Origin of the sequence: Pseudomonas sp. EpS/L25, from assembly GCF_001512295.1 — a bacterium.
In the GTDB taxonomy this organism is placed as follows: domain Bacteria; phylum Pseudomonadota; class Gammaproteobacteria; order Pseudomonadales; family Pseudomonadaceae; genus Chryseomonas.
On record NZ_LNUP01000015.1, the window covers coordinates 236,675 to 257,135 of the forward strand.

At 66.7% G+C, this 20,461-nt stretch carries 22 protein-coding genes, 1 other RNA gene and 2 pseudogenes; 14 read left to right on the forward strand and 11 right to left on the reverse strand.

All coding sequences use genetic code 11. The features are described from left to right. Positions 1-22: 22 nt before the first annotated feature. Positions 23-439, forward strand: coding sequence for a flagellar basal body-associated protein FliL (locus AR540_RS17700; protein ID WP_059230523.1), 417 nt, complete (start codon positions 23-25; stop codon positions 437-439). A 9-nt stretch (positions 440-448) separates the two neighbouring features. On the opposite strand, the gene AR540_RS17705 is transcribed toward AR540_RS17700, so the two are convergent. Continuing rightward, a complete protein-coding gene (locus tag AR540_RS17705; protein ID WP_059230525.1) occupies positions 449-904 on the reverse strand; it encodes an EVE domain-containing protein in 456 nt (151 codons plus the stop codon). Between the two features lie 182 nt (positions 905-1,086). Here AR540_RS17705 and AR540_RS25780 point away from each other — a divergent pair, with 182 nt between their 5' ends. After that, a complete protein-coding gene (locus tag AR540_RS25780) occupies positions 1,087-1,236 on the forward strand; it encodes a hypothetical protein (protein WP_177339253.1) in 150 nt (49 codons plus the stop codon). Here the strand turns inward: AR540_RS25780 and AR540_RS17710 are convergent. From AR540_RS17710 to AR540_RS17725, 4 genes are all read right to left on the reverse strand, one after another. Next, the gene (locus tag AR540_RS17710; RefSeq protein ID WP_059230527.1) at positions 1,233-1,853 is read right to left on the reverse strand and encodes a 5-formyltetrahydrofolate cyclo-ligase; all 621 of its coding nucleotides are present in this window, start codon (positions 1,851-1,853) and stop codon (positions 1,233-1,235) included. The two genes, AR540_RS25780 and AR540_RS17710, sit on opposite strands and share 4 nt — an antisense overlap. A gap of 10 nt (positions 1,854-1,863) precedes the next feature. Further along, positions 1,864-2,041: non-coding RNA, 6S RNA (gene ssrS / locus AR540_RS17715), on the reverse strand. Positions 2,042-2,099: 58 nt separating this feature from the next. Further along, positions 2,100-2,408: a cell division protein ZapA gene (locus tag AR540_RS17720; protein ID WP_059230529.1), complete on the reverse strand. Its 309-nt coding sequence runs from the start codon at positions 2,406-2,408 to the stop codon at positions 2,100-2,102. Further along, complete coding sequence (locus AR540_RS17725) at positions 2,405-2,635, reverse strand: TIGR02449 family protein (RefSeq protein ID WP_059230530.1); 231 nt, start codon at positions 2,633-2,635, stop codon at positions 2,405-2,407. Before AR540_RS17725 ends, AR540_RS17720 begins: the two co-directional genes overlap by 4 nt. Positions 2,636-2,733: 98 nt before the next feature. Between AR540_RS17725 and AR540_RS17730 the strand changes: the two genes are divergently transcribed. From AR540_RS17730 to AR540_RS17745, 4 genes are read left to right on the forward strand one after another with little or no spacing between them, the layout of a single operon-like run. Next, positions 2,734-3,288, forward strand: a complete 555-nt coding sequence (locus AR540_RS17730) for a UPF0149 family protein (RefSeq protein ID WP_059230533.1) — start codon at positions 2,734-2,736, stop codon at positions 3,286-3,288. Between the two features lie 6 nt (positions 3,289-3,294). Beyond that, positions 3,295-4,644, forward strand: coding sequence for a Xaa-Pro aminopeptidase (pepP, locus tag AR540_RS17735; protein ID WP_059230534.1), 1,350 nt, complete (start codon positions 3,295-3,297; stop codon positions 4,642-4,644). Continuing rightward, positions 4,631-5,812 carry a 2-octaprenyl-6-methoxyphenyl hydroxylase gene (gene ubiH / locus AR540_RS17740; RefSeq protein ID WP_059230536.1) on the forward strand — a complete coding sequence of 394 codons (1,182 nt, stop codon included), beginning with the start codon at positions 4,631-4,633 and terminating at the stop codon, positions 5,810-5,812. The genes pepP and ubiH overlap by 14 nt, the downstream gene beginning before the upstream one ends. A gap of 19 nt (positions 5,813-5,831) precedes the next feature. Beyond that, on the forward strand, positions 5,832-7,061 hold the full coding sequence (locus AR540_RS17745; RefSeq protein ID WP_059230538.1) for a 2-octaprenyl-3-methyl-6-methoxy-1,4-benzoquinol hydroxylase: 1,230 nt from the start codon (positions 5,832-5,834) through the stop codon (positions 7,059-7,061). A gap of 240 nt (positions 7,062-7,301) precedes the next feature. On the opposite strand, the gene AR540_RS17750 is transcribed toward AR540_RS17745, so the two are convergent. Together AR540_RS17750 and AR540_RS17755 are read right to left on the reverse strand one after the other, a co-directional pair. Next, entirely contained in the window at positions 7,302-8,561 is a 1,260-nt protein-coding gene (locus tag AR540_RS17750) for an OmpP1/FadL family transporter (protein WP_059230540.1), read from the reverse strand. Between the two features lie 150 nt (positions 8,562-8,711). After that, the gene (locus AR540_RS17755) at positions 8,712-9,008 is read right to left on the reverse strand and encodes an ArsR/SmtB family transcription factor (protein ID WP_059230543.1); all 297 of its coding nucleotides are present in this window, start codon (positions 9,006-9,008) and stop codon (positions 8,712-8,714) included. Positions 9,009-9,173: 165 nt separating this feature from the next. Between AR540_RS17755 and AR540_RS17760 the strand changes: the two genes are divergently transcribed. Next, positions 9,174-9,605 (forward strand): YeeE/YedE family protein, encoded by a 432-nt coding sequence (locus tag AR540_RS17760; protein WP_059230545.1) that lies wholly within the window; start codon positions 9,174-9,176, stop codon positions 9,603-9,605. A 4-nt stretch (positions 9,606-9,609) separates the two neighbouring features. After that, on the forward strand, positions 9,610-10,035 hold the full coding sequence (locus AR540_RS17765) for a DUF6691 family protein (RefSeq protein WP_059230546.1): 426 nt from the start codon (positions 9,610-9,612) through the stop codon (positions 10,033-10,035). A gap of 36 nt (positions 10,036-10,071) precedes the next feature. On the opposite strand, the gene cysQ is transcribed toward AR540_RS17765, so the two are convergent. Together cysQ and nudE are read right to left on the reverse strand one after the other, a co-directional pair. Then, positions 10,072-10,905: a 3'(2'),5'-bisphosphate nucleotidase CysQ gene (cysQ, locus tag AR540_RS17770; RefSeq protein WP_442963803.1), complete on the reverse strand. Its 834-nt coding sequence runs from the start codon at positions 10,903-10,905 to the stop codon at positions 10,072-10,074. Then, positions 10,902-11,468, reverse strand: a complete 567-nt coding sequence (gene nudE, locus AR540_RS17775; protein ID WP_059230548.1) for an ADP compounds hydrolase NudE — start codon at positions 11,466-11,468, stop codon at positions 10,902-10,904. The genes cysQ and nudE overlap by 4 nt, the downstream gene beginning before the upstream one ends. A 63-nt stretch (positions 11,469-11,531) precedes the next feature. On the opposite strand from nudE, the gene yrfG reads away from it, so the two are divergent. The 5 genes and pseudogenes from yrfG (at position 11,532) to AR540_RS17800 (ending at position 16,943) form a co-directional block, all read left to right on the forward strand. Beyond that, positions 11,532-12,191 (forward strand): GMP/IMP nucleotidase, encoded by a 660-nt coding sequence (gene yrfG, locus AR540_RS17780; protein ID WP_059230551.1) that lies wholly within the window; start codon positions 11,532-11,534, stop codon positions 12,189-12,191. 61 nt (positions 12,192-12,252) lie between these two features. Beyond that, on the forward strand, positions 12,253-13,146 hold the full coding sequence (locus tag AR540_RS17785; RefSeq protein WP_059230552.1) for a LysR family transcriptional regulator: 894 nt from the start codon (positions 12,253-12,255) through the stop codon (positions 13,144-13,146). Between the two features lie 94 nt (positions 13,147-13,240). Then, complete coding sequence (fdhD, locus tag AR540_RS17790; protein ID WP_059230554.1) at positions 13,241-14,056, forward strand: formate dehydrogenase accessory sulfurtransferase FdhD; 816 nt, start codon at positions 13,241-13,243, stop codon at positions 14,054-14,056. 16 nt (positions 14,057-14,072) lie between these two features. Further along, the gene (locus tag AR540_RS17795) at positions 14,073-16,397 is read left to right on the forward strand and encodes an FdhF/YdeP family oxidoreductase (protein WP_059230556.1); all 2,325 of its coding nucleotides are present in this window, start codon (positions 14,073-14,075) and stop codon (positions 16,395-16,397) included. A gap of 37 nt (positions 16,398-16,434) precedes the next feature. Then, positions 16,435-16,943 (forward strand): annotated as a pseudogene (locus AR540_RS17800) (nucleotidyltransferase family protein). A 46-nt stretch (positions 16,944-16,989) separates the two neighbouring features. Here AR540_RS17800 and AR540_RS26625 read toward each other — a convergent pair. Together AR540_RS26625 and AR540_RS26630 are read right to left on the reverse strand one after the other, a co-directional pair. Beyond that, a complete protein-coding gene (locus AR540_RS26625) occupies positions 16,990-17,856 on the reverse strand; it encodes a methyl-accepting chemotaxis protein (protein ID WP_442963806.1) in 867 nt (288 codons plus the stop codon). Further along, a pseudogene (locus AR540_RS26630) lies at positions 17,848-19,041 on the reverse strand (methyl-accepting chemotaxis protein); the annotation flags it as partial. The pseudogene AR540_RS26630 and the gene AR540_RS26625, both read right to left, overlap by 9 nt. 267 nt (positions 19,042-19,308) lie before the next feature. On the opposite strand from AR540_RS26630, the gene AR540_RS17810 reads away from it, so the two are divergent. Further along, positions 19,309-20,298 (forward strand): LLM class oxidoreductase, encoded by a 990-nt coding sequence (locus AR540_RS17810; RefSeq protein WP_059230559.1) that lies wholly within the window; start codon positions 19,309-19,311, stop codon positions 20,296-20,298. Positions 20,299-20,461 lie beyond the last annotated feature (163 nt).

A 20,461-nucleotide genomic window follows, 5' to 3' on the forward strand; every position in this document is an offset into this window, starting at 1 on the left:
CATCCACCCGCGAGGATCTATCGTGAAAGCCGTCGCCGCCGTTTTGCTGTCCTTCTGCCTGGCGCTGAATGCCTGGGCGAACGAAGAGAAGAAGGAAGGGAAGGAGGGAGAAGCCCCCAAGACCGAATTCTACAACCTGACCCCGGCGCTGGTCGGCAACTATGGCAGTGGCGCCAAGCTCAAATACTACAAGGCCGACATCGCCCTGATGATGACCGGCAAGGAAGCCAAGGAGAGGGTGGAGTTCCACGAGCCGCTGATCCGCAACCAGCTGGTGATGCTGTTCGCCCAGCAGACCGACGAGACCCTGGCCGGCGTGGAAGCCCGCGAGAAACTGCGCCAGGAGGCGCTCAAGCAGGTGCAGAGCGTGGTCAACCAGGAGGAGGGCAAGCCCCTGGTGGAGGACCTGCTCTTCAACAACCTGATCATCCAGCCCTGAGGCGTCGCCTCAGCGGCGGGCCGCGGCGACGATCGCTGCCCATTCCTCGGGGCTGACCGGCATTACCGAGAGGCGGTTGCCCTTGCGCAGCAGGGCGAAGTCGGCGAGTGCCGGCAGCGCCCGCAGGCGCGGCAGGGTCAGTATCCGCGGAAAGGCTTCGACGAAGGCGACCTGGCGCGCCGTCCAGGGATTGCTGTCGGCATCGGCCTTGGGCGCGTAATAGGGACTCTCGGGGTCGAGCGCGGTGGGATCGGCGAAGGCGTCGCCGACGATGCGACCGATGCCGGCGATGCCCGGTTCGGCGCAGCTCGAATGATGAAAGAAGAACAGCTCGTCGGGCGCCATGGCGCGCAGGAAGTTGCGGGCCTGGTAGTTGCGTACGCCGTCCCAGCGCCCTTCGCCCAGGCGCTGCAGGTCTTGCAGTGAGAACTCATCGGGCTCGGATTTCAACAGCCAGAAGGCCACGGTTCGTCTCCTGACGAATGGAAGCCCGGAAGCTTCCTGGAAGGGGGTTGGTCGATTGCAAGGGGCGACCGCTTGTCGCAGAATGCCGCCCATTCCGGATGAAGTCTGACCGTACGCGCTGAGCATAACAGGGCGACGTCCTGTCCTGCCCAGAGGTGCCAGCAAGGGGGTGGCCCAGCTCGATGAAACGCAAACCTGATCTGTTGTGGGTACTGGTCCTGATCTTCACGCTTGGCGTGGTCACCACTGGCTATACCCAGAGTTTCTGGGAACAGCGCCAGAGCGAGCAGCAGTACGCCCGTTACGCCAGCGAAACGCCGTCGGCGCGCTAGACCCCTCTTCCGCGCTGGCCATACCAGCCGCCATCGCTGACCACCGCCGCCATGGGCACGTCCCAGGCCGCCAGTGCCAGCCGCTCGACCTTCTGACATTCGTGGGCGCAGCCGATCAGGCAGGGACTGCGCCATCGCTGCCGACGCGCCAGATAGGCCAGGTTACGGTCGTAGAAACCCTTGCCCATGCCCAGGCGTCCGCCCTGGGGGTCGAACCCCACCAGCGGCATCAGAATGAGATCCAGGGCCCAACTCGGTCGACCCAGGCGGCGGTCCGGGCGCGGCTCGGCGATACCGAATCTATTGCGTACCCAGGATTCGCCCTGGCCCACGCGCTGAAAGATCATCGCCGTGCGCGGCCAGCGGGAGAGCACCGGCAGATAGGTGGCCTTGCCGCGGCGCTGGGCTTCTTCGAGCAGCGGACGCGGATCGATCTCACCATCGCTGGGCAGGTAGAAGGCAATATGTCGGGCGCGCCGAAACAGCGGGTGCTGGGCGAGCTGTCGGTAGAGGTGGCGGGCGGCTTGGCGCTGCTGAACGGGCGTGAGGGCACGACGGCGCTGGCGGAGCAGCTTGCGCAAGGCAGGCCGACTGAGATCGGGGGAGGGGGTGGTCATGGAAATCGGTGAGCTCTCCGGAATGCCGCTGCCGGTGTAGCCCTTGAACCCTTGGTTCAAGGTGGGAGAAGTCGTAGGCCTTTAGGCTTTCCGCCGTAGCGGACATGCACACCAGCCTTACGAGCAACCCCCGGGGTGTTGCTTATCGGCTCGGGGACATGACCGACTGGCGCACACACCAGAGAGTGGCCTTCAGTATACGCCCCTGAGTCGGGATGCAAACCCCCGCCTATCTCCGGTCGGCTCTCAGGCGGTGGTGTCGTGCTCGGTGATAAGGGCGCGGTCCACGCGATCCAGCAGGTCACGCACGCGCTCGCGGGTGCTGCTCACCTCGAGGCTGACGTCGTCATGGCGGTGCAGCAATTCGTGGGTGATGTTCAGGGCGGCCATCACGGCCACGCGGTCGGCGCCGATGACCTTGCCGCTGGCGCGGATCTCGCGCATCTTGCCGTCCAGGTAACGGGCGGTGCTTTCCAGGTTGGCACGCTCGTCGGCGGGGCAACTGATGCGATATTCCTTTTCCAGAATCTGGACGGTCACGGTCTCGCTGCTCATGAGTCCTGCTCCAAGGCTTTCAGGCGTAAAATCATCGCTTCGACCTTCGATCTGGCCAATTCGTTCTTCTCGATCAGCTCGGCGCGCTCCTGGCGCCAGTGGCGCTCGCTGTGGCGCAGCTGTCGGTTCTGCTGCTGGAGTTCTTCCAGGCGCCGGAGCAGGCGCTCCACACGCTCACCGAGGGCGTCCAGGTCGGCGTCGAGGGGCGTGTCGCGAGGCTCGCGCATGGGGGCTACAGCTCCAGAAGGGTGCAACGAGATTGGCCGCCGGCGGGGTCAGCGCGTAGGATAAGGCTTCATTCTAGCCAGCGCCTTCCCTCGACGCCATGTCCAGCTCAGCATCCGCCTACGCCGCCTTTTCCACCCTGCTCGCCGAAGCCGCCCTGCCGGTCTCGCCCGCCGAACTCCAAGGTCATCTGCTCGGCCGGGTTTGCGGTGGCGCGGGCTTCGACGAGAACGACTGGCTGGCCGCGGCCAGCGAGCTGCTCGGCGGTGCTCCGGGCGAACGTCTGCAGGCGGCGTTGTCGGGTCTGCTGGGCATGGTGCAGCAGGAATTCGCCGGCCAGCAGGTGGCCCTGGTGCTGCTGCTGCCGCCGGACGAGGCCCCCCTGGCCGAGCGCACCGCCGCCCTGGGCCAGTGGTGCCAGGGCTTCCTGGCTGGTTTCGGCCTGTCCGGGCGCACCGGCGAGGTCTCCGGCGAAGCCCGCGAGGTGCTCGAGGATCTCGCCGCCATCGCCCAGATCCAGGATCCGACCGACGAAGGCGAAGAGGGCGAGAACGACTTCATGGAAGTCACCGAGTACCTGCGCGTGGCGCCCCTGCTGCTCTATGGGGAATACGGTCGCGGTCCCATTCCCGAACCCGCGCCCGTGGTGCACTGAGCGGCCATGCCGCGGATTCCCAAGGCTGAATTCGCCCGCCGCCGGCGTGCCTTGATGGCCGAGATCGGCAGCGGCGGCATCGCCCTGCTGCCGGCCGCACCGGTGTGCCTGCGCAATCGCGACATCGAGCAGCCCTATCGCCAGGACAGCGATTTCCAGTACCTCACCGGCTTTCCCGAGCCCGAGGCCCTGGCCGTGCTGATTCCCGGGCGCGCCCACGGCGAATACCTGCTGTTCTGCCGCGAGCGGGATGCCGAGCTGGAGCGCTGGGAGGGTCCGCGCGCCGGTCAGGACGGGGCGATGGCCCTCTACGGTGCGGACGATGCCTTTCCCATCGGTGATCTCGACGACATCCTGCCTGGCCTCCTGGAAGGCCGCGAGCGGGTCTACTACGCCATGGGCGGCCATCCGGAGTTCGAGCGGCAACTGCTCAACTGGATCGAACTGATCCGTGCCAAGGCCGACCAGGGCGCCTCGCCGCCACGGGAGCTCCTGGCGCTGGATACCCTGTTGCACGACAGCCGACTGTACAAGTCGGCCGCCGAGGTGCGGCTGCTCAAGGCCGCCGCCGAGCTGACCTGCGCCGCCCACGTGCGCGCCATGCAGGCCTGCCGACCAGGACTGCGCGAATATCACCTGGAGGCGGAGCTGGACTACTGCTTCCGCCAGGGCGGGGCGCGGCTGGCGGCCTACGGTTCCATCGTCGCCGCTGGCGCCAACGCCTGCATCATGCATTACCAGGCCAACGATGCGCCGCTGCGCGACGGCGACCTGGTGCTGATCGATGCCGGCTGCGAACTGGAGTGCTACGCCAGTGACGTGACCCGCACCTTTCCGGTCAATGGTCGCTTCTCGCCCGAGCAGCGGCAGCTGTACGACATCGTGCTGGCCGCCAACCAGGCCGCCATCGCCTGCGTGGCGCCCGGCCGGCACTGGAACGAACCCCACGAGGCCACGGTCAGGGTGATCACCGAGGGACTGCTGCGCCTGGGCCTGCTCAAGGGCGAGCTGGACGCGCTGATCGAGTCGGGCGCCTGTCGCGATTTCTACATGCATCGCGCCGGTCATTGGCTTGGGTTGGATGTCCATGACGTGGGCGAGTACCGCATCGGCGAGCAGTGGCGGATGCTGGAGCCGGGCATGGTGCTGACCGTGGAACCCGGTCTCTATATCCCGCCGGAGGCCCAGGTGCCGCGCAAATGGCGGGGCCTGGGCATCCGTATCGAAGACGAGGTACTGGTGACGCGCAGCGGTTGCGAAGTGCTGACCGCCGGCCTGCCCAAGGCGGCCGCGGAGATCGAGGACTTGATGGCGGCCGCCCGTGGCCGTCGGGAGAAGGCTGATGCAACGTCCTGATATCGCCATCATCGGCGGCGGCCTGGTGGGCGCCAGCCTGGCCCTGGCCCTGCAGTCCGGCGCCAAGGCGCGCGGCTGGCGCATCCTGCTGGTGGAGCCCTTCGCGCCTGGCGACACCTACCAGCCGAGCTACGATGCCCGCTCCTCGGCGCTGTCCTACGGCTCGCGGCTGATCTACCAGCGCCTAGGCGTCTGGGAGGCCCTGGCCGAGCATGCCGAGGCGATCCGCGAGATCCAGGTCTCCGACCAGGGCCGCTTCGGCGTGACCCAATTGCTCGCCCGCGACGAGAACCTGCCGGCCCTGGGCTACGTGGTGGAAAACGCCTGGATCGGCCAGGTGCTCTGGCAGGCGCTGGACCGCGAGGTGGTGGACTGGCGCTGCCCGGCCGAGGTGCGCAGCCTCACGGCCGTTCCCGAAGGCTATCGCCTGGAGCTGGACGACGGTGCGACTTTGGAGTGCGGCCTGGCAGTGCTGGCCGATGGCGGGCGTTCGGCGCTGCGCGAAGCCCTAGGTATCGAGGTGCGGCGGACGGTCTACGAACAGACCGCGCTGATCGCCAATGTCTCCACCAATCTCGGCCATGGTGGTCGCGCCTTCGAGCGCTTCACTCCCCACGGCCCCCTGGCGCTGCTGCCCCTGCCGGGCCAGCGCAGTGCCCTGGTCTGGACCCAGCCGGACAGCGAGGCGTTGCGGCTGCAACAGGCGCCGGACGCGGTCTTTCTGGCCGAGTTGCAACAGGCGGTGGGCTATCGCCTGGGCAGCTTCACCCAGGTCGGCACCCGTCATGCCTATCCGCTGACCCTGCTGGAAGCCAACGAGCAGGTCCGTCCGCACCTGGTGGTCCTGGGCAATGCCGCGCACAGCCTGCACCCCATCGCCGGCCAGGGTTTCAACCTGTCCCTGCGCGACGTCGACAGCCTGGCCGAGTGCCTGCTGGAGAGCACTGCAGCGCCCGGCGATTTCGCCACCCTGCAGGACTACCTGCAACGCCAGCGCCTGGACCAGCAGTTGACCATCGGCTTTTCCGATCGCATCACCCGGCTGTTCTCCAACAGCCGGCCCTGGCTCAGTGCCGGACGCAACCTGGGCCTGGTCGGCCTGGAGCTGTGCCCGCCGGCCAAGAGTGCCTTCGCCCGCCAGGCCATGGGCCTGGGTACCCGTCCCTGACCTGCGAGGAGAAACGAGCATGCTGACCCATGCGGATCTGGTGATCGTCGGTGCCGGCATGGTCGGCAGCGCCCTGGCCCTGGCCCTGGCCGACAGCGGCCTGTCGGTGGTGCTGCTCGATCGCGGCCCGCTCAAGCCTGGCGCGGTCGAGAGCGACCTGCCCTTCGAACCCCGGGTCAGCGCCCTGTCGCTGGCCAGCCAGCGCATCCTGCAGCGCCTTGGCGCCTGGGACGGCATCCAGGCTCGGCGCGTCAGCCCCTACCAGGCCATGCACGTCTGGGACGGCTCCGGCACCGGCGCCGTGCATTTCGATGCCGCCAGCGTGCACGCCGAGGTGCTCGGCCACATCGTCGAGAATCGCGTGGTGCAGGATGCCCTGCTCGAACGCCTGGCCGAGGCCAACATCCTGCTCCTGCCCGAGGCGCGGCTGGAGTTGCTACGCCGCTCCGGCGATCAGTGGCTGGTGCAACTGGCCGGCGACCGCCAGATCCGTGCGCCCCTGGTGGTGGCCGCCGATGGCGCTACCTCCGCCGTGCGCCGCCTGGCCGGCCTGGAAACCCGCGAGTGGGATTATCTGCACCATGCCATCGTCACCAGCGTACGCTGCGCCGAGTCGCACCAGCGCACTGCCTGGCAAAGATTCACCGACGATGGTCCCCTGGCCTTCCTGCCGCTGGATCGCGGCGGCGACACGAATTGGTGCTCCATCGTCTGGTCCTGCACGCCCAAGCAGGGCGAGCGGCTGATGGCCATGGATGACGCGGCTTTCTGCCAGGCCCTGGGCGAGGCCTTCGAGCAGCGCCTGGGCAAGGTGGAATGCAGCGACACGCGGCTGTGCATCCCGCTGCGCCAGCGTCATGCCAAGCGCTATGTGGAGCCGGGCCTGGCGCTGATCGGCGATGCCGCCCACGTCATCCATCCGCTGGCTGGTCAGGGTGTCAACCTGGGTTTTCTCGATGCCGCGGTGCTCGCCGAGGAGTTGCGCCATGCCCAGGCCCGCGGTGAGTCCATCGCCGAACAGCGAGTGCTGGAACGCTACGAGCGCCGGCGCATGCCGCACAACCTGGCGATGATGGCGGCGATGGAAGGCTTCCAGCGCCTGTTCCAGGACGACCGCCTGCCGCTACGTTGGCTGCGCAATGCCGCGCTCAAGCAGGTGGATCGCCACTTCGAAGCCAAGGCGCTGTTCGTTCGCCGCGCCCTGGGGTTGTCCGGCGATGTGCCAGAGTTGGCGAGGGTAGTGGCCTGAGAACCTGTTCACGATCTACTGCGCGTCGGCCAAACGGCGTTGAAAAGGCCCGGGAAGGCCAGCCCCGCCTGGGCGGCTCCGTCGCAAGGCTCATTTACCGCGCGTAAACTCGCCCGCCAGCCCGGTCCGCTTCCTCAGGTGTTATCGCGCGGCCGCCCAGGCCTTGCTTGGCTCTAGCTCACGAGATCGTGAACAGGTTCTATGGCCCCGGTCCGGTCCACCCTGCCGGCCAGCCTGGCCTCAGAATTTCCAGCCATAGGCCAGGCCGAAAATGTCCTGGCTCATCTTGAGAGTGGCCTCGCCGCCCCCGAAGGCGGTCGGGATCGAGCCGCTGCCGTCGATCTTCTTCGCGAAGCCGTGGGTGTAGGCGAGGCTAAGTTCGCCGGTCGGGCTGGTGGCCCAGGTCAGGCCCAGGCTCAGGTGGTCCTGGATGACGCCGGGGGCGAGGATGTTCAGGAAGGTCTGGCTACGGGCGATGGGCTGGTCGGCATGGCTGTAGCCCGCGCGTAGCGCGAGTGCCGGGGTCAGGGCGTAGCTGGCGGCGACCTTGTAGACGGTGACGTCGCGCCAGCCGAAGCCCGGGCCTTCCGCCGAGCCGAGGGGATTGCCCGCGAACACCGCTGGTAGGGAAAAGGCGTTGGCAATCGAGCGGACGCTGCCGTACTTGATCTCCTGAACATCGGCGCCGAGCGTCAGCCGGGGCGTCGCCCGGTAGGACAGGCCGATGCCGTAGCTTTCCGGGATGTCGAAGCTGCCACCCTCGGCGAACAGCCCGGCGTAGCGGTCGAACTTGCGCGCCTCGATCTTGGAGGCCCAGGTCACCCCGAGCGTCAGGCCGTCGAGCACTTCTCCCTGCCAGCCCAGGCGATAGCCGACCCCGGTGGAGCTGTCGTGGCCCTGATCGGTCACCTGTTCGCTGTCGTTGGTGAAGCCCGGGGTGGCGAAGGCGCCCAGGCCCTTGGCGGCGAAGCGTTGGTAGACGACGTTGAGGCCAATGCCGACCGATTGCCGGTCGCTGAAGCGGTAGGCGATCGAAGGGGTGACGAAGACCTGAGCGAGGTCCACGCCAGCGCTGCCGCGGCTACCGAAGGCGCCATAGGGGTTCTTCCGGTAATCGGTGTTCATCCCGCCGTTGCCGTAGACCGCGAGGCCTACCCCGAGACGGTCGGACAGCTGTTTGCTGACGCCGAATTCCGGGAGCAGGAAGACATTCTTGGCGTTGCCGTTGTAGTGGCCGTCGGCGCCGGCACGGTTACCGCTGATCTCGGCCTGCCGGTCCGGGGCGAACAGGGTGGCGCCTGTATCCAGGCGATCCCCGGTCCAGGCCGTACCGGCCGGATTATTGGCCGCGGCCAGGGCATCCTGGGGCTGGGCGATGCCGACGCCGGCCTGCCCTTGCGCCTTGATGCCGGTACCGTGCGTGAAATAGCCATTGGTGGCCAGGACTTGGCCGCTGCCCAGGGTCAGGAGCAGGCCGCAGAAGCGTATTCCCCATTTCATCGTCTTGGCTTCCCTCTCGTTGATGGCTGATGGCCAGCCTTGGAGGGTCAATTTAATACAATGTATATTATTTAATTATAATATCGAATTAAATGTTTAGCGGTTTTGGTTATAAGCGGGCGTGGGCTGCCTACCCTGGCCAGGACGCCCTTAGTGCGGGCAGTAGAGCAGATACAGGGTGCTGAGCAGGTGCAGCACCCTGGGGTCCTGGACCGAGTAGAAGATGCGTTTGCCCTCGCGGCGGGTGTTGACCAGGCCTTCGGCGCGCAAGACGCCCAGTTGCTGGGACAGGTTGGGCTGACCTATGCCCAGCAACTCTTCGAGTTCGCTGACGGCGCGCTCGCCTTGGCTCAGCTGGCACAGCAGCAGCAGCCGGTCTGGATGGCTCAGGGAGCGCAGCACGCTGGCGGCCTCGGTGGCGGCAGCGCGCATTTGCTGGATATCCATGGAGATCCTGTCGAGAGGAAGAGCGCGGAGTATAGGGAATCGCCGCCCATGAAAGAAATGCACCGCCGACAGGCACCGAGGAAGCGCTCGTCGATCCGAGAAAGAGGTCAAACATTATACAATTTAATATAATGTATGTTGCTTCACTCGCCGCGAGGAGCGCCCATGTCCCTGAATCTGAGCGATGTTTCTCTCTGGTCCGCCTTGGCTGGCGGCCTGCTCATCGGCCTGGCCGTTGCCTTGCTGCTGCTGGGCTGCGGGCAGATCGCGGGGATCAGCGGTCTGCTCGGTAGGCTGTTGCGCCGGCCGGGAACCGGCAACGCCTGGCGCTGGAGTTTCCTGCTGGGCCTGGTTCTGGCGCCGGTGCTGGCGCGGCTGGCCGCTACCTTGCCGGAGGCGTCGGTCGAGGCCGGCTGGCCGTTGCTGGCGATCAGCGGCGCCTTGGTGGGCGTGGGCACTGGCATGGCCAATGGCTGTACCAGCGGCCACGGGGTCTGCGGCCTGGCGCGGGGCTCGCGGCGCTCCCTGGCGGCCACCCTGACCTTCATGGTGACCGGCATGGTCACGGTATTCCTGAGCCGCCACCTGGGGAGCTGACGCCATGACTACCGCTATCGCCTTTTTCTGCGGACTGGTCTTCGGCTGCGGCCTGCTGCTGTCCGGCATGAGTCAGCCCAGCCAGGTGCTGAGTTTTCTCGACATCACCGGCAACTGGTCACCCAACCTGGCGCTGGTGATGCTCGGTGCCCTGGCCGTGGCGGCACCGGCCTATCGGCTGGCGCGTCAGCGCGGTCGCACGCTGCTGGATGAGCCGTTGCAGCTACCGGCGGCCCAGCGCATCGATCGTCGCCTGTTGGCGGGCGCTGCCCTCTTCGGCATTGGCTGGGGCTTGGCCGGCATCTGCCCGGGGCCGGCAGTGGTCCTGCTGGGCAGTGCCTCGCCCCACGGGGCGCTATTCCTGCTGGCGATGCTGGTCGGCAGGTGGACCTTCGAGCAGGTGGCGAAGCGGCGGTCGACCGGCGACTAGCAGGGCTGTCGCCGTCGGAGTGACGCGTTACCGAGGTCAGCCTTGGCGGGCGAGCTCAAGGGCCGCCGCGCGCCAGGCGGCCTCGCGGGGCAGGGCGAGGAAGTGCGGATTGAGGAAGGACTCGCGCATCTCGTAGGTGAGGGGCTGTCCGTCCAGGGTCAGGACCTCGCCGCCGGCGCCTTCCAGCACGCCCTGGGCGGCGGCGGTGTCCCATTGGGAGGTGGGGGCGAGGCGTGGATAGAAGTCGGCCAGGCCTTCCGCCAGCAGGCAGAACTTGAGCGAGCTGCCGACGCTGACCAGCTTGGGCTCGCCCAGGGCGGCGCCCAGTTCGTCCAGCAGCCGCTGCTGTGCCGGACTGCCGTGGCGGCGACTGGCGACCACGGTGAAGGCCTCTTCGGGCTGATTGCGCACGCCGATCTCGACGCCGTCTTCGCCCTGGATGCGAAAGGCGCCCAGTTCACGACCGCCACTGAAGCAGACGTCACGGGTGGGAATGCCGACCACGCCGAAGATCACCTGACCGCGTTCGACCAGGGCGACGTTGACGGTGAATTCCTCGCTGCCGTCGATGAATTCCTTGGTGCCGTCCAGCGGGTCGACCACCCACCAGACGTCCCAGGCGCTACGCACGGCGAAGGGGATGTCACAGGCTTCTTCCGATAGCACCGGCACGTCGGGCGTCAGGCGCGCCAGGCCTTCGGCCAGCACCCGGTGGGCGGCGAGGTCGGCGGCGGTCACCGGCGAGTCGTCGCTCTTCTGCCGTACCGCCACGCCCTGGCGCCAGTGGGGCAGGATGGCCGCGCCGGCCTGGCGCACCAGATCGATGACGTTGAGCACCAGGGGCGCGGTGATGGAAACGGGAGCCATCATGCCGGCAGTTCTCCGCGTTGGGTGAGCAGGTCGCGCACCAGGTAGAGGGCGGCCAGGGCCCGGCCTTCGGAAAAGCGCGGATTCTGCACCAGTTGCGACAGCTCGCGCAGGTCGACGCTACTGACTTCGAGGGGCTCGGGTTCGTCGCCTGGCAGGCGTTCGGGATAGAGGTCGCGGGCCAGCACCACGTGAATGCGCTGGCTCATGTAGCCTGGGCTCAGCGACAGGGCGGTGAGGTATTCCAGCTGGTGGGCACCGAAGCCGGCTTCTTCCTTGAGTTCGCGATTGGCGGCGTCGAGGATCTCTTCGCCCGGCTCCACCAGGCCCTTGGGCAGGGACAGCTCGTAGTCTTCCACGCCGCCGCAGTATTCCTCGATGAGCAGGGCGCGATTGGCGTCCGGCATGGCCACCACCATCACCGCGCCATGGCCGGTGCCCTTGTTGGCCAGGCGCTCGTAGGTGCGTTCCTCGCCATTGGCGAAGCGCAACTGCATCTCCTCGACGGTGAACAGGCGGCTCTTGGCCACGATCTGTCGGGCGAGGACAGTGGGTTTCTGGCGCATGGACGGCTCCTGGGCTGGGCGGACGGGTATGATAACCCGCCTGTTACATGATCCGGAGTCACCATGACCCCTCTCGACTGGAGCCGTATCGATACCGTGTTGCTGGACATGGACGGCACCCTGCTCGATCTGCACTTCGACAACCATTTCTGGCTGGAGTACCTGCCGCAGCGCTACGCCGAGCGCCACGGCCAGTCCTTGGCGCTGGCCAAGGCCGAGCTGGAGCCGCTGTTTCGCAGCCACCAGGGCAAGCTGACCTGGTACTGCCTGGACTTCTGGAGCGCCGAGCTGGGCTTCTCCATGCGCGAACTCAAGGAGGAGATCGCCCACCTGATCGCCTTGCGGCCGGACGCCGACACCTTCCTGGCCGCCCTGCAGCGCGCCGGCAAGCGGGTGGCGCTGATCACCAACGCCCACCGCGATTCCCTGTCGCTGAAGCTGGAGCGTATCGAGCTGGCGCCCTATTTCGACCGGCTGATCAGTTCCCACGACTATGGCTTTCCCAAGGAAGAGCAGCAGTTCTGGCATGCCCTGCAGGCCGACTTCGCCTTCGATCCGGCGCGCACCCTGTTCATCGATGACAACCTGCCGATCCTGCGCAGCGCCCGCGACTACGGCGTCGCCCATCTGCTGGCGATCCACGAGCCGGATAGCCGCCGCGGCCCCAAGGACAGCGAGGAGTTCGCGGCGGTACGGGACTATCGGGAAATACTGCCGCAGTGATGGCTACCCCCACCCCAGCCCTCTCCCAGCGGGAGAGGGGGCAAGCGCCTGGAGATAAACCTTGGATATCAAACAGCTGCGCTTTCTCATCGCCCTGGACGAGACGCGCCATTTCGGCCAGGCGGCGGCGCGCTGCCATGTGACCCAGCCGACCCTGTCCATGCGCCTGCGCGGCCTGGAAGACGAGCTGGGGGTGGAGCTGGTGCGCCGCGGGCAGCGTTTCGAGGGCTTCACCGAGGCCGGTCAGCGCATCCTGGCCTGGGCCCGCACCCTGATGGCCGCCCACGATGGCCTCTATGCCGAGGCCCAGGCCTTCCAGGGGCAACTGGTGGGCACGCTGCGGGTCGGCCTGGTGCCGCTGGCCAGCTTCGATCCCATGCCGCTGCTGCAGCACCTGCGCCTTTTGCACCCCAAGCTGCATTTCCAGCTGCAGGTGCTCAGCACCGAGCGCATCCTCGAAGCCGTGGCCAGCAATCGCCTGGAGCTGGGCATTTCCTACCTGGAGCACCTGGACCCGGCACGTTTCGACAGCCTCATCCTGACCGAGACGCGCATGGGCTTGCTCTATGACGAGCGGCATTTCGCCTTCGCGCAGACCGCCCTGGACTGGCAGGCGGTGGCCGAGCTGCCGCTGGGGCTGCTCACTGGTGCCATGCATTTCCGCCAGTCGGTGGACCACGGCTTTCGCAGCCTCGGGCTGACGCCGCAACCGGTGCTGGAGACCGATGCGGTCTATCTGCTCCTGCAGGCGGTCAACGCTGGCCTCTGCTGCGCCGTGGTGCCCCTGGCCGGCGGTTTCGACCGCCTCACCCCCCATGCCCGGCTGATCCCCATCGACACGGCCCGCACCCTGACGCCCCTGGGCCTGCTCATTCGTCGGACCGAACCCCGACTGGCGGTCGCCGATGCCTGTTTCCAGGCGATCAAGGCGCTCTACGCCGAGGTTGATAGATAGCGTTTATCAAGGCATCGGTCATAGCGATTAGACGCCTCGGGATGTGCTGGTTAATCTTTGATCTGTGTCAAACCGCCGCAGGTCGTTTTCGCCCATGTCCCAGGAATCGCCAGGTCCTGTCGCCGCCCTGCCCGCCGGCTATGCCTTCGCCGAGCTGGAGCAGCCCGCCGTGCGTGGCGAACAGCCGCTGGCCGAGGAGGTGGCGCTGGCCATCGCCTACAACGGCATCAGCCATGCGGTGATGATGGCGACCCCGGCCGACGTGGAAGACTACGTGGTCGGTTTCAGCCTCAGCGCCGGCATCGTCGATGCCATCGACGACATCTATGGCATCCAGGTACGTCGCGTTGGTGAAGCCCTCAACGTCGACGTCGAGATCAGCAGCCGCACCTTCTGGGCGCTCAAGCAGCAGCGCCGCCAGCTGGCCGGGACCAGTGGTTGCGGCCTGTGCGGAGTCGAGGCGCTGGAACAGGCGCTGCCGCAGCTGGACCGGCTGCGCAAGGTACCGCTGCCACCGGCCGCCCACCTGCACGACCTGCGCCAGCGCATCGATGCCGCCCAGGACCTGGGCCAGCGCAGCGGGGCGGTGCATGCCGCGCTGTTCATCGATGGCCAGGGCGAACTAACCCTGTGCCGCGAGGACATCGGCCGCCACAACGCCCTGGACAAGTTGATCGGCGCCCTGCTGCGCCAACGCCAGCCGGTGCGCGAAGGCTGCGTGGTGGTCACCAGCCGCTGCAGTCTCGAGCTCATCCACAAGGCGGTGCGGGCCGGACTTGCCACCCTCATCACCCTGTCTGCCCCCACCGGGCTGGCCGTGGAGTGGGCGCGCCGCCACCGTCTCAATCTGATCCACCTGCCACACCGGTCGCCGCCGCGGGTCTATGCCCCGGCGCCGCTGGCCCCTTGATCCCACGGGAATCGCCATGAACAAACCTCAGCAGTCCTTCAAACCCTATCAAGGCCCCGCCGCCGGCTGGGGCGCCCTGAAGAGCGTGGTGCACTTCTGGCTCGACAGCGGCAACGCCTTCAAGAACCTGCGGACGCTGCTCAAGACCAACCAGGACCACGGCTTCGATTGCCCGGGCTGCGCCTGGGGCGAGGCGCCGGAGAACGGCCTGGTGAAGTTCTGCGAGAACGGCGCCAAGGCGGTCAACTGGGAGGCCACCAAGCGCCGCGTCGATGCCGCCTTCTTCGCCCGCCACAGCGTGACCTCGCTGCTGGAACAGAGCGACTACTGGCTCGAATACCAGGGCCGGCTGACCGAGCCGCTGCGCTATGACGCGGCCACCGATCGCTACGTGCCCATTGCCTGGGACGCCGCCTTCGCGCTGATCGCCAAGGAGCTCAAGGCCCTGGCCAGTCCCGACGAGGCCGAGTTCTACACCTCGGGGCGCGCCAGCAACGAGGCGGCCTTCCTCTATCAGTTGTTCGTGCGCGCCTACGGCACCAACAATTTTCCCGACTGCTCGAACATGTGCCACGAGGCCAGCGGCGTCGGGCTGGGCCGCAGCATCGGCGTCGGCAAGGGCACCGTGACCTATCACGACCTGGACGAGGCGGATGCCATCTTCGTCATCGGCCAGAATCCCGGCACCAACCATCCGCGCATGATCGAGACCCTGCGCAACGCGGTGAAGCGCGGTGCCCAGGTGGTCTGCTTCAACCCGCTCAAGGAGCGTGGCCTGGAGCGCTTCCAGCATCCGCAGAGTCCGCTGGAGATGCTGACCAACGACTCGCGGCCCACCAATACCGCCTACTTCCGCCCGGCCCTGGGTGGCGACATGGCGGCACTGCGCGGCATCGCCAAGTACCTGCTGCAGTGGGAGCGCGAAGCGGCCGCCAAGGGTGGCAAGCGCATCTTCGACCATGACTTCATCGCCGCCCACACCCTCGGTATGGACGACTACCTGGCTCAGGTCGACGCCACCTCCTGGGAGCTGATCGAGCGCCAGTCGGGGCTGTCGCTGCACGAGATCGAGCAGGCCGCGCGCATGTATGCCCGCGCCGAGAAGGTCATCATCTGCTGGGCCATGGGCATCACCCAGCACCGCCACTCGGTGGCCACGGTGCAGGAGATCGCCAACCTGCAGCTGCTTTGCGGCCAGATCGGCAAGCCTGGCGCCGGTCTCTGTCCGGTGCGCGGCCACAGCAACGTCCAGGGCGACCGCACCATGGGCATCGACGAGAAGGCCCCGGCCTGGCTCAGCGACGCCCTGGCCAAGCGCTTCGCCTTCGAACCGCCGCGCAACCGTGGCCACAACACCGTGGAGGCCATCGCCGCCATGGAACAGGGCCAGGCCAAGGTCTTCATCGCCCTGGGCGGCAACTTCGCCCAGGCCACCCCGGACACCCCGCGTACCCACAAGGCGCTGCGCAAGTGCCGGCTGACCGTGCACATCGCCACCAAGCTCAACCGCAGCCACCTGGTGACCGGGCAGCAGGCGCTGATCCTGCCCTGCCTGGGTCGCACCGAGACGGACGTGCAGAAGGGCGGCAAGCAGGCCATCACCGTGGAAGACAGCTTCAGCATGGTGCACGCCTCGGCCGGCATCCTGCGGCCGCTGTCGGCGCAGATGAAGTCCGAGCCGGCCATCGTCGCCGGGCTGGCCAAGGCCACCCTGGGCAACCACCCGGTGGACTGGGACTGGCTGATCGAGGACTACGACCGCATCCGCGACCTGATCGCCGACGTCATCCCCGGCTTCCAGGATTTCAATGCCCGGCTGGCCGCCCCCGGTGGCTTCTACCTGGGCAACAAGGCCGGGCGCCGGGAGTGGAATACTCCTACCGGCAAGGCCAACTTCGCCGCCAACGCCCTGCTGCATGACCTGCTGCCGGACGCGGTCCGTCGCCAGGGCATCAAGCCGGACCTAATCCTGCAGACCATGAGATCCCACGACCAGTACAACACCACCATCTACAGCCTCGACGACCGCTATCGCGGCGTGAAGGGCCAGCGCGACGTGGTCTTCGTCAACCAGGCCGATCTGGATCGCCTGGGCGTGGCCGCCGGCGAGAAGGTGGATCTGGTCGCCCTGTGGGACGACGGTATCGAGCGCCGGGTCCGCGGCTTCACCGCGTTGCCGTTCGACATCCCGGTCGGCCAGGCCGCCGGCTACTACCCGGAGACCAATCCGCTGGTGCCCCTGGAGAGCTACGGCGAGGGCAGCTTCACGCCCACCTCCAAGTTCGTCGCCATCAAGGTCGAGAAGGCCAGCGCCGGCAACCGCATCGCCTCGGTCGCCTGAACGGGGTAGGCTGTCTGCTAGATAGGAGGGTGCAGCGATGCAGTGCATCGCCACCTGGCTTGGCGCGGATCCGGTTCGCTGCGGACTGCTTGCCGTGCCGGCCGACCTGCAGCTGCCGGACGCCTGGCTGGCCGCCGGCTTCGTGCGCAACCGAGTGTGGGATCGCCTGCATGGCTATCCCGAACCGATCCCCCTGGCGGATCTGGACGTCATCCATTTCGTCCGGTCGACTGCCGGCCCGAGCGGGACAGGGACATCGAAGCCGCATTGGCGGAGCGGGCGCCAGGCTGGCCCTGGTCGGTGAAGAGTCAGGCGCGCATGCACCTCCGCCATACCGACCCGTCCTATGGCGACAGCCTGGATGCCATGCAGCATTGGCCCGAGGTGGAGACCGCGCTGGCAGCCCGCCTGACCCCGGCAGGTTGCAGCGAGGTGGTCAGCCCCTTCGCCCAGCGTGGCCTGGTCTTCCTGCCTCTCACGCCCAATCCGCTGCGTCCCCGGCCCGCCGCCTTTCGCCAGCGCCTGGCGACCACGGGCTGGTGCTAGCGCTGGCCGCGCCTGCAGGTGCAGACGCCCTGGGCGAAGTCGAGGACTAGGCGACCTTGAAGCGTGCCGACAGCTCCTGCAGTTGCAGGCTCAGGCGCGCCAGTTCGCTGCTGGAGCGAGCGGTTTCCGCACTGGCCGCGGCAGTCTGGTCGGTCACCTCGTGGACCTTGACCACGCTGCGACTGATGTCTTCCCCGGCCGAACTCTGCTGCTCGACCGCGGCGGCGATCTGCTCGCTCATGGACTCGATCTCATCCACCGCGCTGCTGACGCTACCGAGCATGACCCCGGCCTGGCGGGTCAGGTCGACACTGCTGGCGGTCAGCTGGATGTTGCGGTCGAGCGCGGCGCTCATCTGGTCGGTGCTGCCATGCAGGCTGGTGATCAGGGTGGCGATCTCGTCGGTGGAGGAGCGGGTTCGCTGGGCCAGGCCGCGCACCTCGTCGGCCACCACGGCGAAGCCGCGACCCGCTTCGCCCGCGCGGGCGGCCTCGATGGCGGCGTTGAGGGCCAGCAGATTGGTCTGGTCGGCCACGGCCTTGATCACGTCCAGGACGCCGCCAATGCGGTCGGCGTCCTGCCTGAGCGACGCCATGGTGTCCTGGGTGGTATCCACTTCCTGGGCCAGGTCCTCGATCTGGGTGACCACCTGGCCGACCGTCATGTCGCCCTCGCGGGTCTTGGACGCCGCTTCCCGTGCGGCTACCGAGGCCTGGCCGGCGTTGCGCGCCACCTCGCCGATGGTGGCGGTCATCTGGTGCATGGCCGTGGCGATCTGTTCGGTCTCGATCTTCTGCGCCATGGCGCCGGCCCGGGTCTGCTCGGTGATGGCGGAAAGCTCTTCGGCCGCGCTGGCCATCTGTACCACGCCGTCGCGGAGTTCGCGGATCAGCTCGCGCAGGTTTCCGGTCATGCGTTGCAGGGCGCTCTGGAGCACGCCGAGTTCGTCGTGGCGGTCGACCGCTACTTGTACGCTCAGATCGCCGCTGGCGACCTGCTCGACCAGGCGTATGGTCTCGCGCAGGGGCGTCACGATGGAGCGGGTGATGATCCAGGCCGTGGCCAGGCTGAGGGCGATGATGGCGAGCAGCCAACCGAGCAGCGAGCGCTGGGCGCTGCTCATGTCGGCCTCGCGCAGTTGGCCTTGAACGGCCTTGAGTTCGTTGCTGATATCCGCCAGCGTCTGGGTGGTCTGGTCGAGGCCCTTGCCTGCCTCGACCGCCTTGGCCTGCAGTTCGACCATATGATCGAAGTACTGGGCGTAGCCTTGGATGCCACCTTGCAGCGCCTGGAACTGGTCCGTGGGCAGGAGGCTCTCCACCTCCTTCAGTTTGGCGCGGACCTGGTCCAGGCTCTGCCTGACGCGCTGCTCCTGGTTGGCGCTGGGGGCGGCCCGGTAGGAGCGCGATTCCAGCCGCATCCGCTGGCTGGCCGCGAAGAGTTCGCTGAGTTGCTGTTGGGCGGTCGGGTGGTCTGCCTCTTTCTGCGTGGCCGCCAGCGTCTTGAACCGTTCAGTCAGGTCGTCGCCGATCTTGCCTCCGGCATCGCGGCTCCTGGTCTGTTCTGCCGAGAGGGCCACCCGGTCTCGCTGCAAGGCACGATAACGCTGGAGCGACTCCTGCGCCTGCCGGGTGAGTTCCTGATTCCGCTTAACCTTGGAGGCGTTCGCGACACTCTCCAACTGGCCGGCGAAAAGATCGATGCTCTTCAGCCACTGGGTCGCCTGCTCCGGGGTATCGTCGAGCGCGAATGCCTGGCCCTGGATACGCATGTCTCGACTGTAGAAGCCCAGCAGGTCGATGGCCTCGACCCGCAGGCCACGCCGATTCAGGGAGTCGATGCCATTCCAACCGCTGTAGGCGACCAGCAGCGTGGGAATGATGAGCAGGCTAAAGCCCAGCAGCAGCTTCGAGCGGACGCTGATATTTTTCAGTTGCATGACAAAACCCTGGCCGCGATGCCGCAGTCGATAGGAAGTAAAGAGGTAGGTGGAATAAATAGGAAAGTCGTGAAGTGTGTCAATGATTTTTGTTTTGCCATTATTGCCAAGTTGGCTTCTTAATTCGGCGAGCAATATTGAGTTTTTGTCGAGAGTCATTGTGACGAGTTAGTTCGGGTGGCTTTTTCACTCTAACGATTCGTGATTAAAGTATTTCTATATAGATAAAATTCCAATGGCGCAGGATGCGCGGCCTGGATGGCGGGGCTTGCCTGGTAAATACCTGCAGAACGTCTGTTCATTCGATTACTATTGAGGCAGAGGCCTGTCCATGAACTAGGTGGATACCGGGTGCAGCCTGATAGAACCCTGGGATATCGTCAGACTCAATAGAGGTATTCCGCCTCGTCTCCGGCAAGGTCTTCAATGTCCGTCACCGATCGCCGCCATGCCTTCCTCCAGCATCCGGGCTTCTCGCGACTCTTCGCGCCGGGACGCCTGACCCTGGGTTTCCTGCTGCCCCTGGAAGGCTATCCCGACGATCCCATGCCGACCCTGCGCGACCACGCCCGGCTGGCGCGGCTGGCGGACCAGTTGGGCTTCGCCGCGCTCTGGGCGCGCGACGTGCCTTTCTACGATCCCGGTTTCAACGACGCCGGCCAGGTATTCGAGCCCTTCACCTATCTCGGTTATCTGGCTGGTATCACCCAGCACCTGACCCTGGCCACCGGCAGCGCCGTCATCACCCTGCGTCATCCCCTGCACCTGGCCAAGATGGCGGCCACGGTCGATCAGCTCAGCGAGGGTCGCCTGGTGCTGGGTGTGGCCTCCGGGGATCGGCCGGTAGAGTACCCGGCCTTCGGGCTGGAGAGTGAATTCGAACGGCGTGGCGAGCGCTTTCGCGATGCCTTCGAGATGTTCCGGCTGGCCGGCGAGACGAATTTTCCCTTGGGTGAATTTCGTCGCTTCGGTGATCTGCAGGGCGTGGCCGATCTGGTGCCCAAACCGGTGCACGGCAGGGTTCCAGCGCTGGTGACCGGGCGCAGCCGGCAGACGGTGGACTGGATCGCCGCCAAGGCCGATGGCTGGTTCTACTACTTCGTGCCCGCTGAACACGTTCCGGCCCTGACCCGGGTGTGGCGCGAGGCGCTGGACGAGATCGGGGGGCGCGAGCTGTTCAAGCCCTTCGCCCAGGGGCTGTTCTTCGAGCTGGCCAGCGACCCGGCCCAACCACCACGCCCGATCCACGCCGGGCTGTCCTGCGGGCGGCGGGCTCTGGTGGACTACCTCGGCCAGTTGCAGGAAGCCGGGGTCAATCATCTGGCCCTTAATCTACGGCCTTCGCGGCGTCCGGCCAGCGAGGTCGTTCAGGAGCTGGGCGAATTCGTGCTGCCGCATTTTCCGTCTCTCTCCTGACGCTCGGCACAAGACGCTGACCAGAGGTGTGAAGCCAGGTAACACTTGTCTGGCTAACGATCTGTCCTCGTCGCCTTTCGCCTGGCGGATTTCCTCGTGGCGGGGGTTCAACCCAGTAGCAACCCTTGGCCTGATCTCTGCATAGTCTTGCGATCTGTTACCT

Coding starts and splice junctions, on each gene's coding strand:
- AR540_RS26625 (WP_442963806.1), bottom strand. CDS start 17,856: ATGACCGGAAACCTGCGCGAGCTGATCCGCGAACTCCGCGACGGCGTG.
- AR540_RS17810 (WP_059230559.1), top strand. CDS start 19,309: ATGTCCGTCACCGATCGCCGCCATGCCTTCCTCCAGCATCCGGGCTTC.
- AR540_RS17730 (WP_059230533.1), top strand. CDS start 2,734: ATGTCCAGCTCAGCATCCGCCTACGCCGCCTTTTCCACCCTGCTCGCC.
- fdhD (WP_059230554.1), top strand. CDS start 13,241: ATGTCCCAGGAATCGCCAGGTCCTGTCGCCGCCCTGCCCGCCGGCTAT.
- nudE (WP_059230548.1), bottom strand. CDS start 11,468: ATGCGCCAGAAACCCACTGTCCTCGCCCGACAGATCGTGGCCAAGAGC.
- AR540_RS17745 (WP_059230538.1), top strand. CDS start 5,832: ATGCTGACCCATGCGGATCTGGTGATCGTCGGTGCCGGCATGGTCGGC.
- AR540_RS17725 (WP_059230530.1), bottom strand. CDS start 2,635: ATGCGCGAGCCTCGCGACACGCCCCTCGACGCCGACCTGGACGCCCTC.
- pepP (WP_059230534.1), top strand. CDS start 3,295: ATGCCGCGGATTCCCAAGGCTGAATTCGCCCGCCGCCGGCGTGCCTTG.
- AR540_RS17720 (WP_059230529.1), bottom strand. CDS start 2,408: ATGAGCAGCGAGACCGTGACCGTCCAGATTCTGGAAAAGGAATATCGC.
- AR540_RS17750 (WP_059230540.1), bottom strand. CDS start 8,561: ATGAAATGGGGAATACGCTTCTGCGGCCTGCTCCTGACCCTGGGCAGC.
- AR540_RS17755 (WP_059230543.1), bottom strand. CDS start 9,008: ATGGATATCCAGCAAATGCGCGCTGCCGCCACCGAGGCCGCCAGCGTG.
- cysQ (WP_442963803.1), bottom strand. CDS start 10,905: ATGATGGCTCCCGTTTCCATCACCGCGCCCCTGGTGCTCAACGTCATC.
- AR540_RS17795 (WP_059230556.1), top strand. CDS start 14,073: ATGAACAAACCTCAGCAGTCCTTCAAACCCTATCAAGGCCCCGCCGCC.
- AR540_RS17765 (WP_059230546.1), top strand. CDS start 9,610: ATGACTACCGCTATCGCCTTTTTCTGCGGACTGGTCTTCGGCTGCGGC.
- AR540_RS17710 (WP_059230527.1), bottom strand. CDS start 1,853: ATGACCACCCCCTCCCCCGATCTCAGTCGGCCTGCCTTGCGCAAGCTG.
- AR540_RS25780 (WP_177339253.1), top strand. CDS start 1,087: ATGAAACGCAAACCTGATCTGTTGTGGGTACTGGTCCTGATCTTCACG.
- AR540_RS17760 (WP_059230545.1), top strand. CDS start 9,174: ATGTCCCTGAATCTGAGCGATGTTTCTCTCTGGTCCGCCTTGGCTGGC.
- ubiH (WP_059230536.1), top strand. CDS start 4,631: ATGCAACGTCCTGATATCGCCATCATCGGCGGCGGCCTGGTGGGCGCC.
- yrfG (WP_059230551.1), top strand. CDS start 11,532: ATGACCCCTCTCGACTGGAGCCGTATCGATACCGTGTTGCTGGACATG.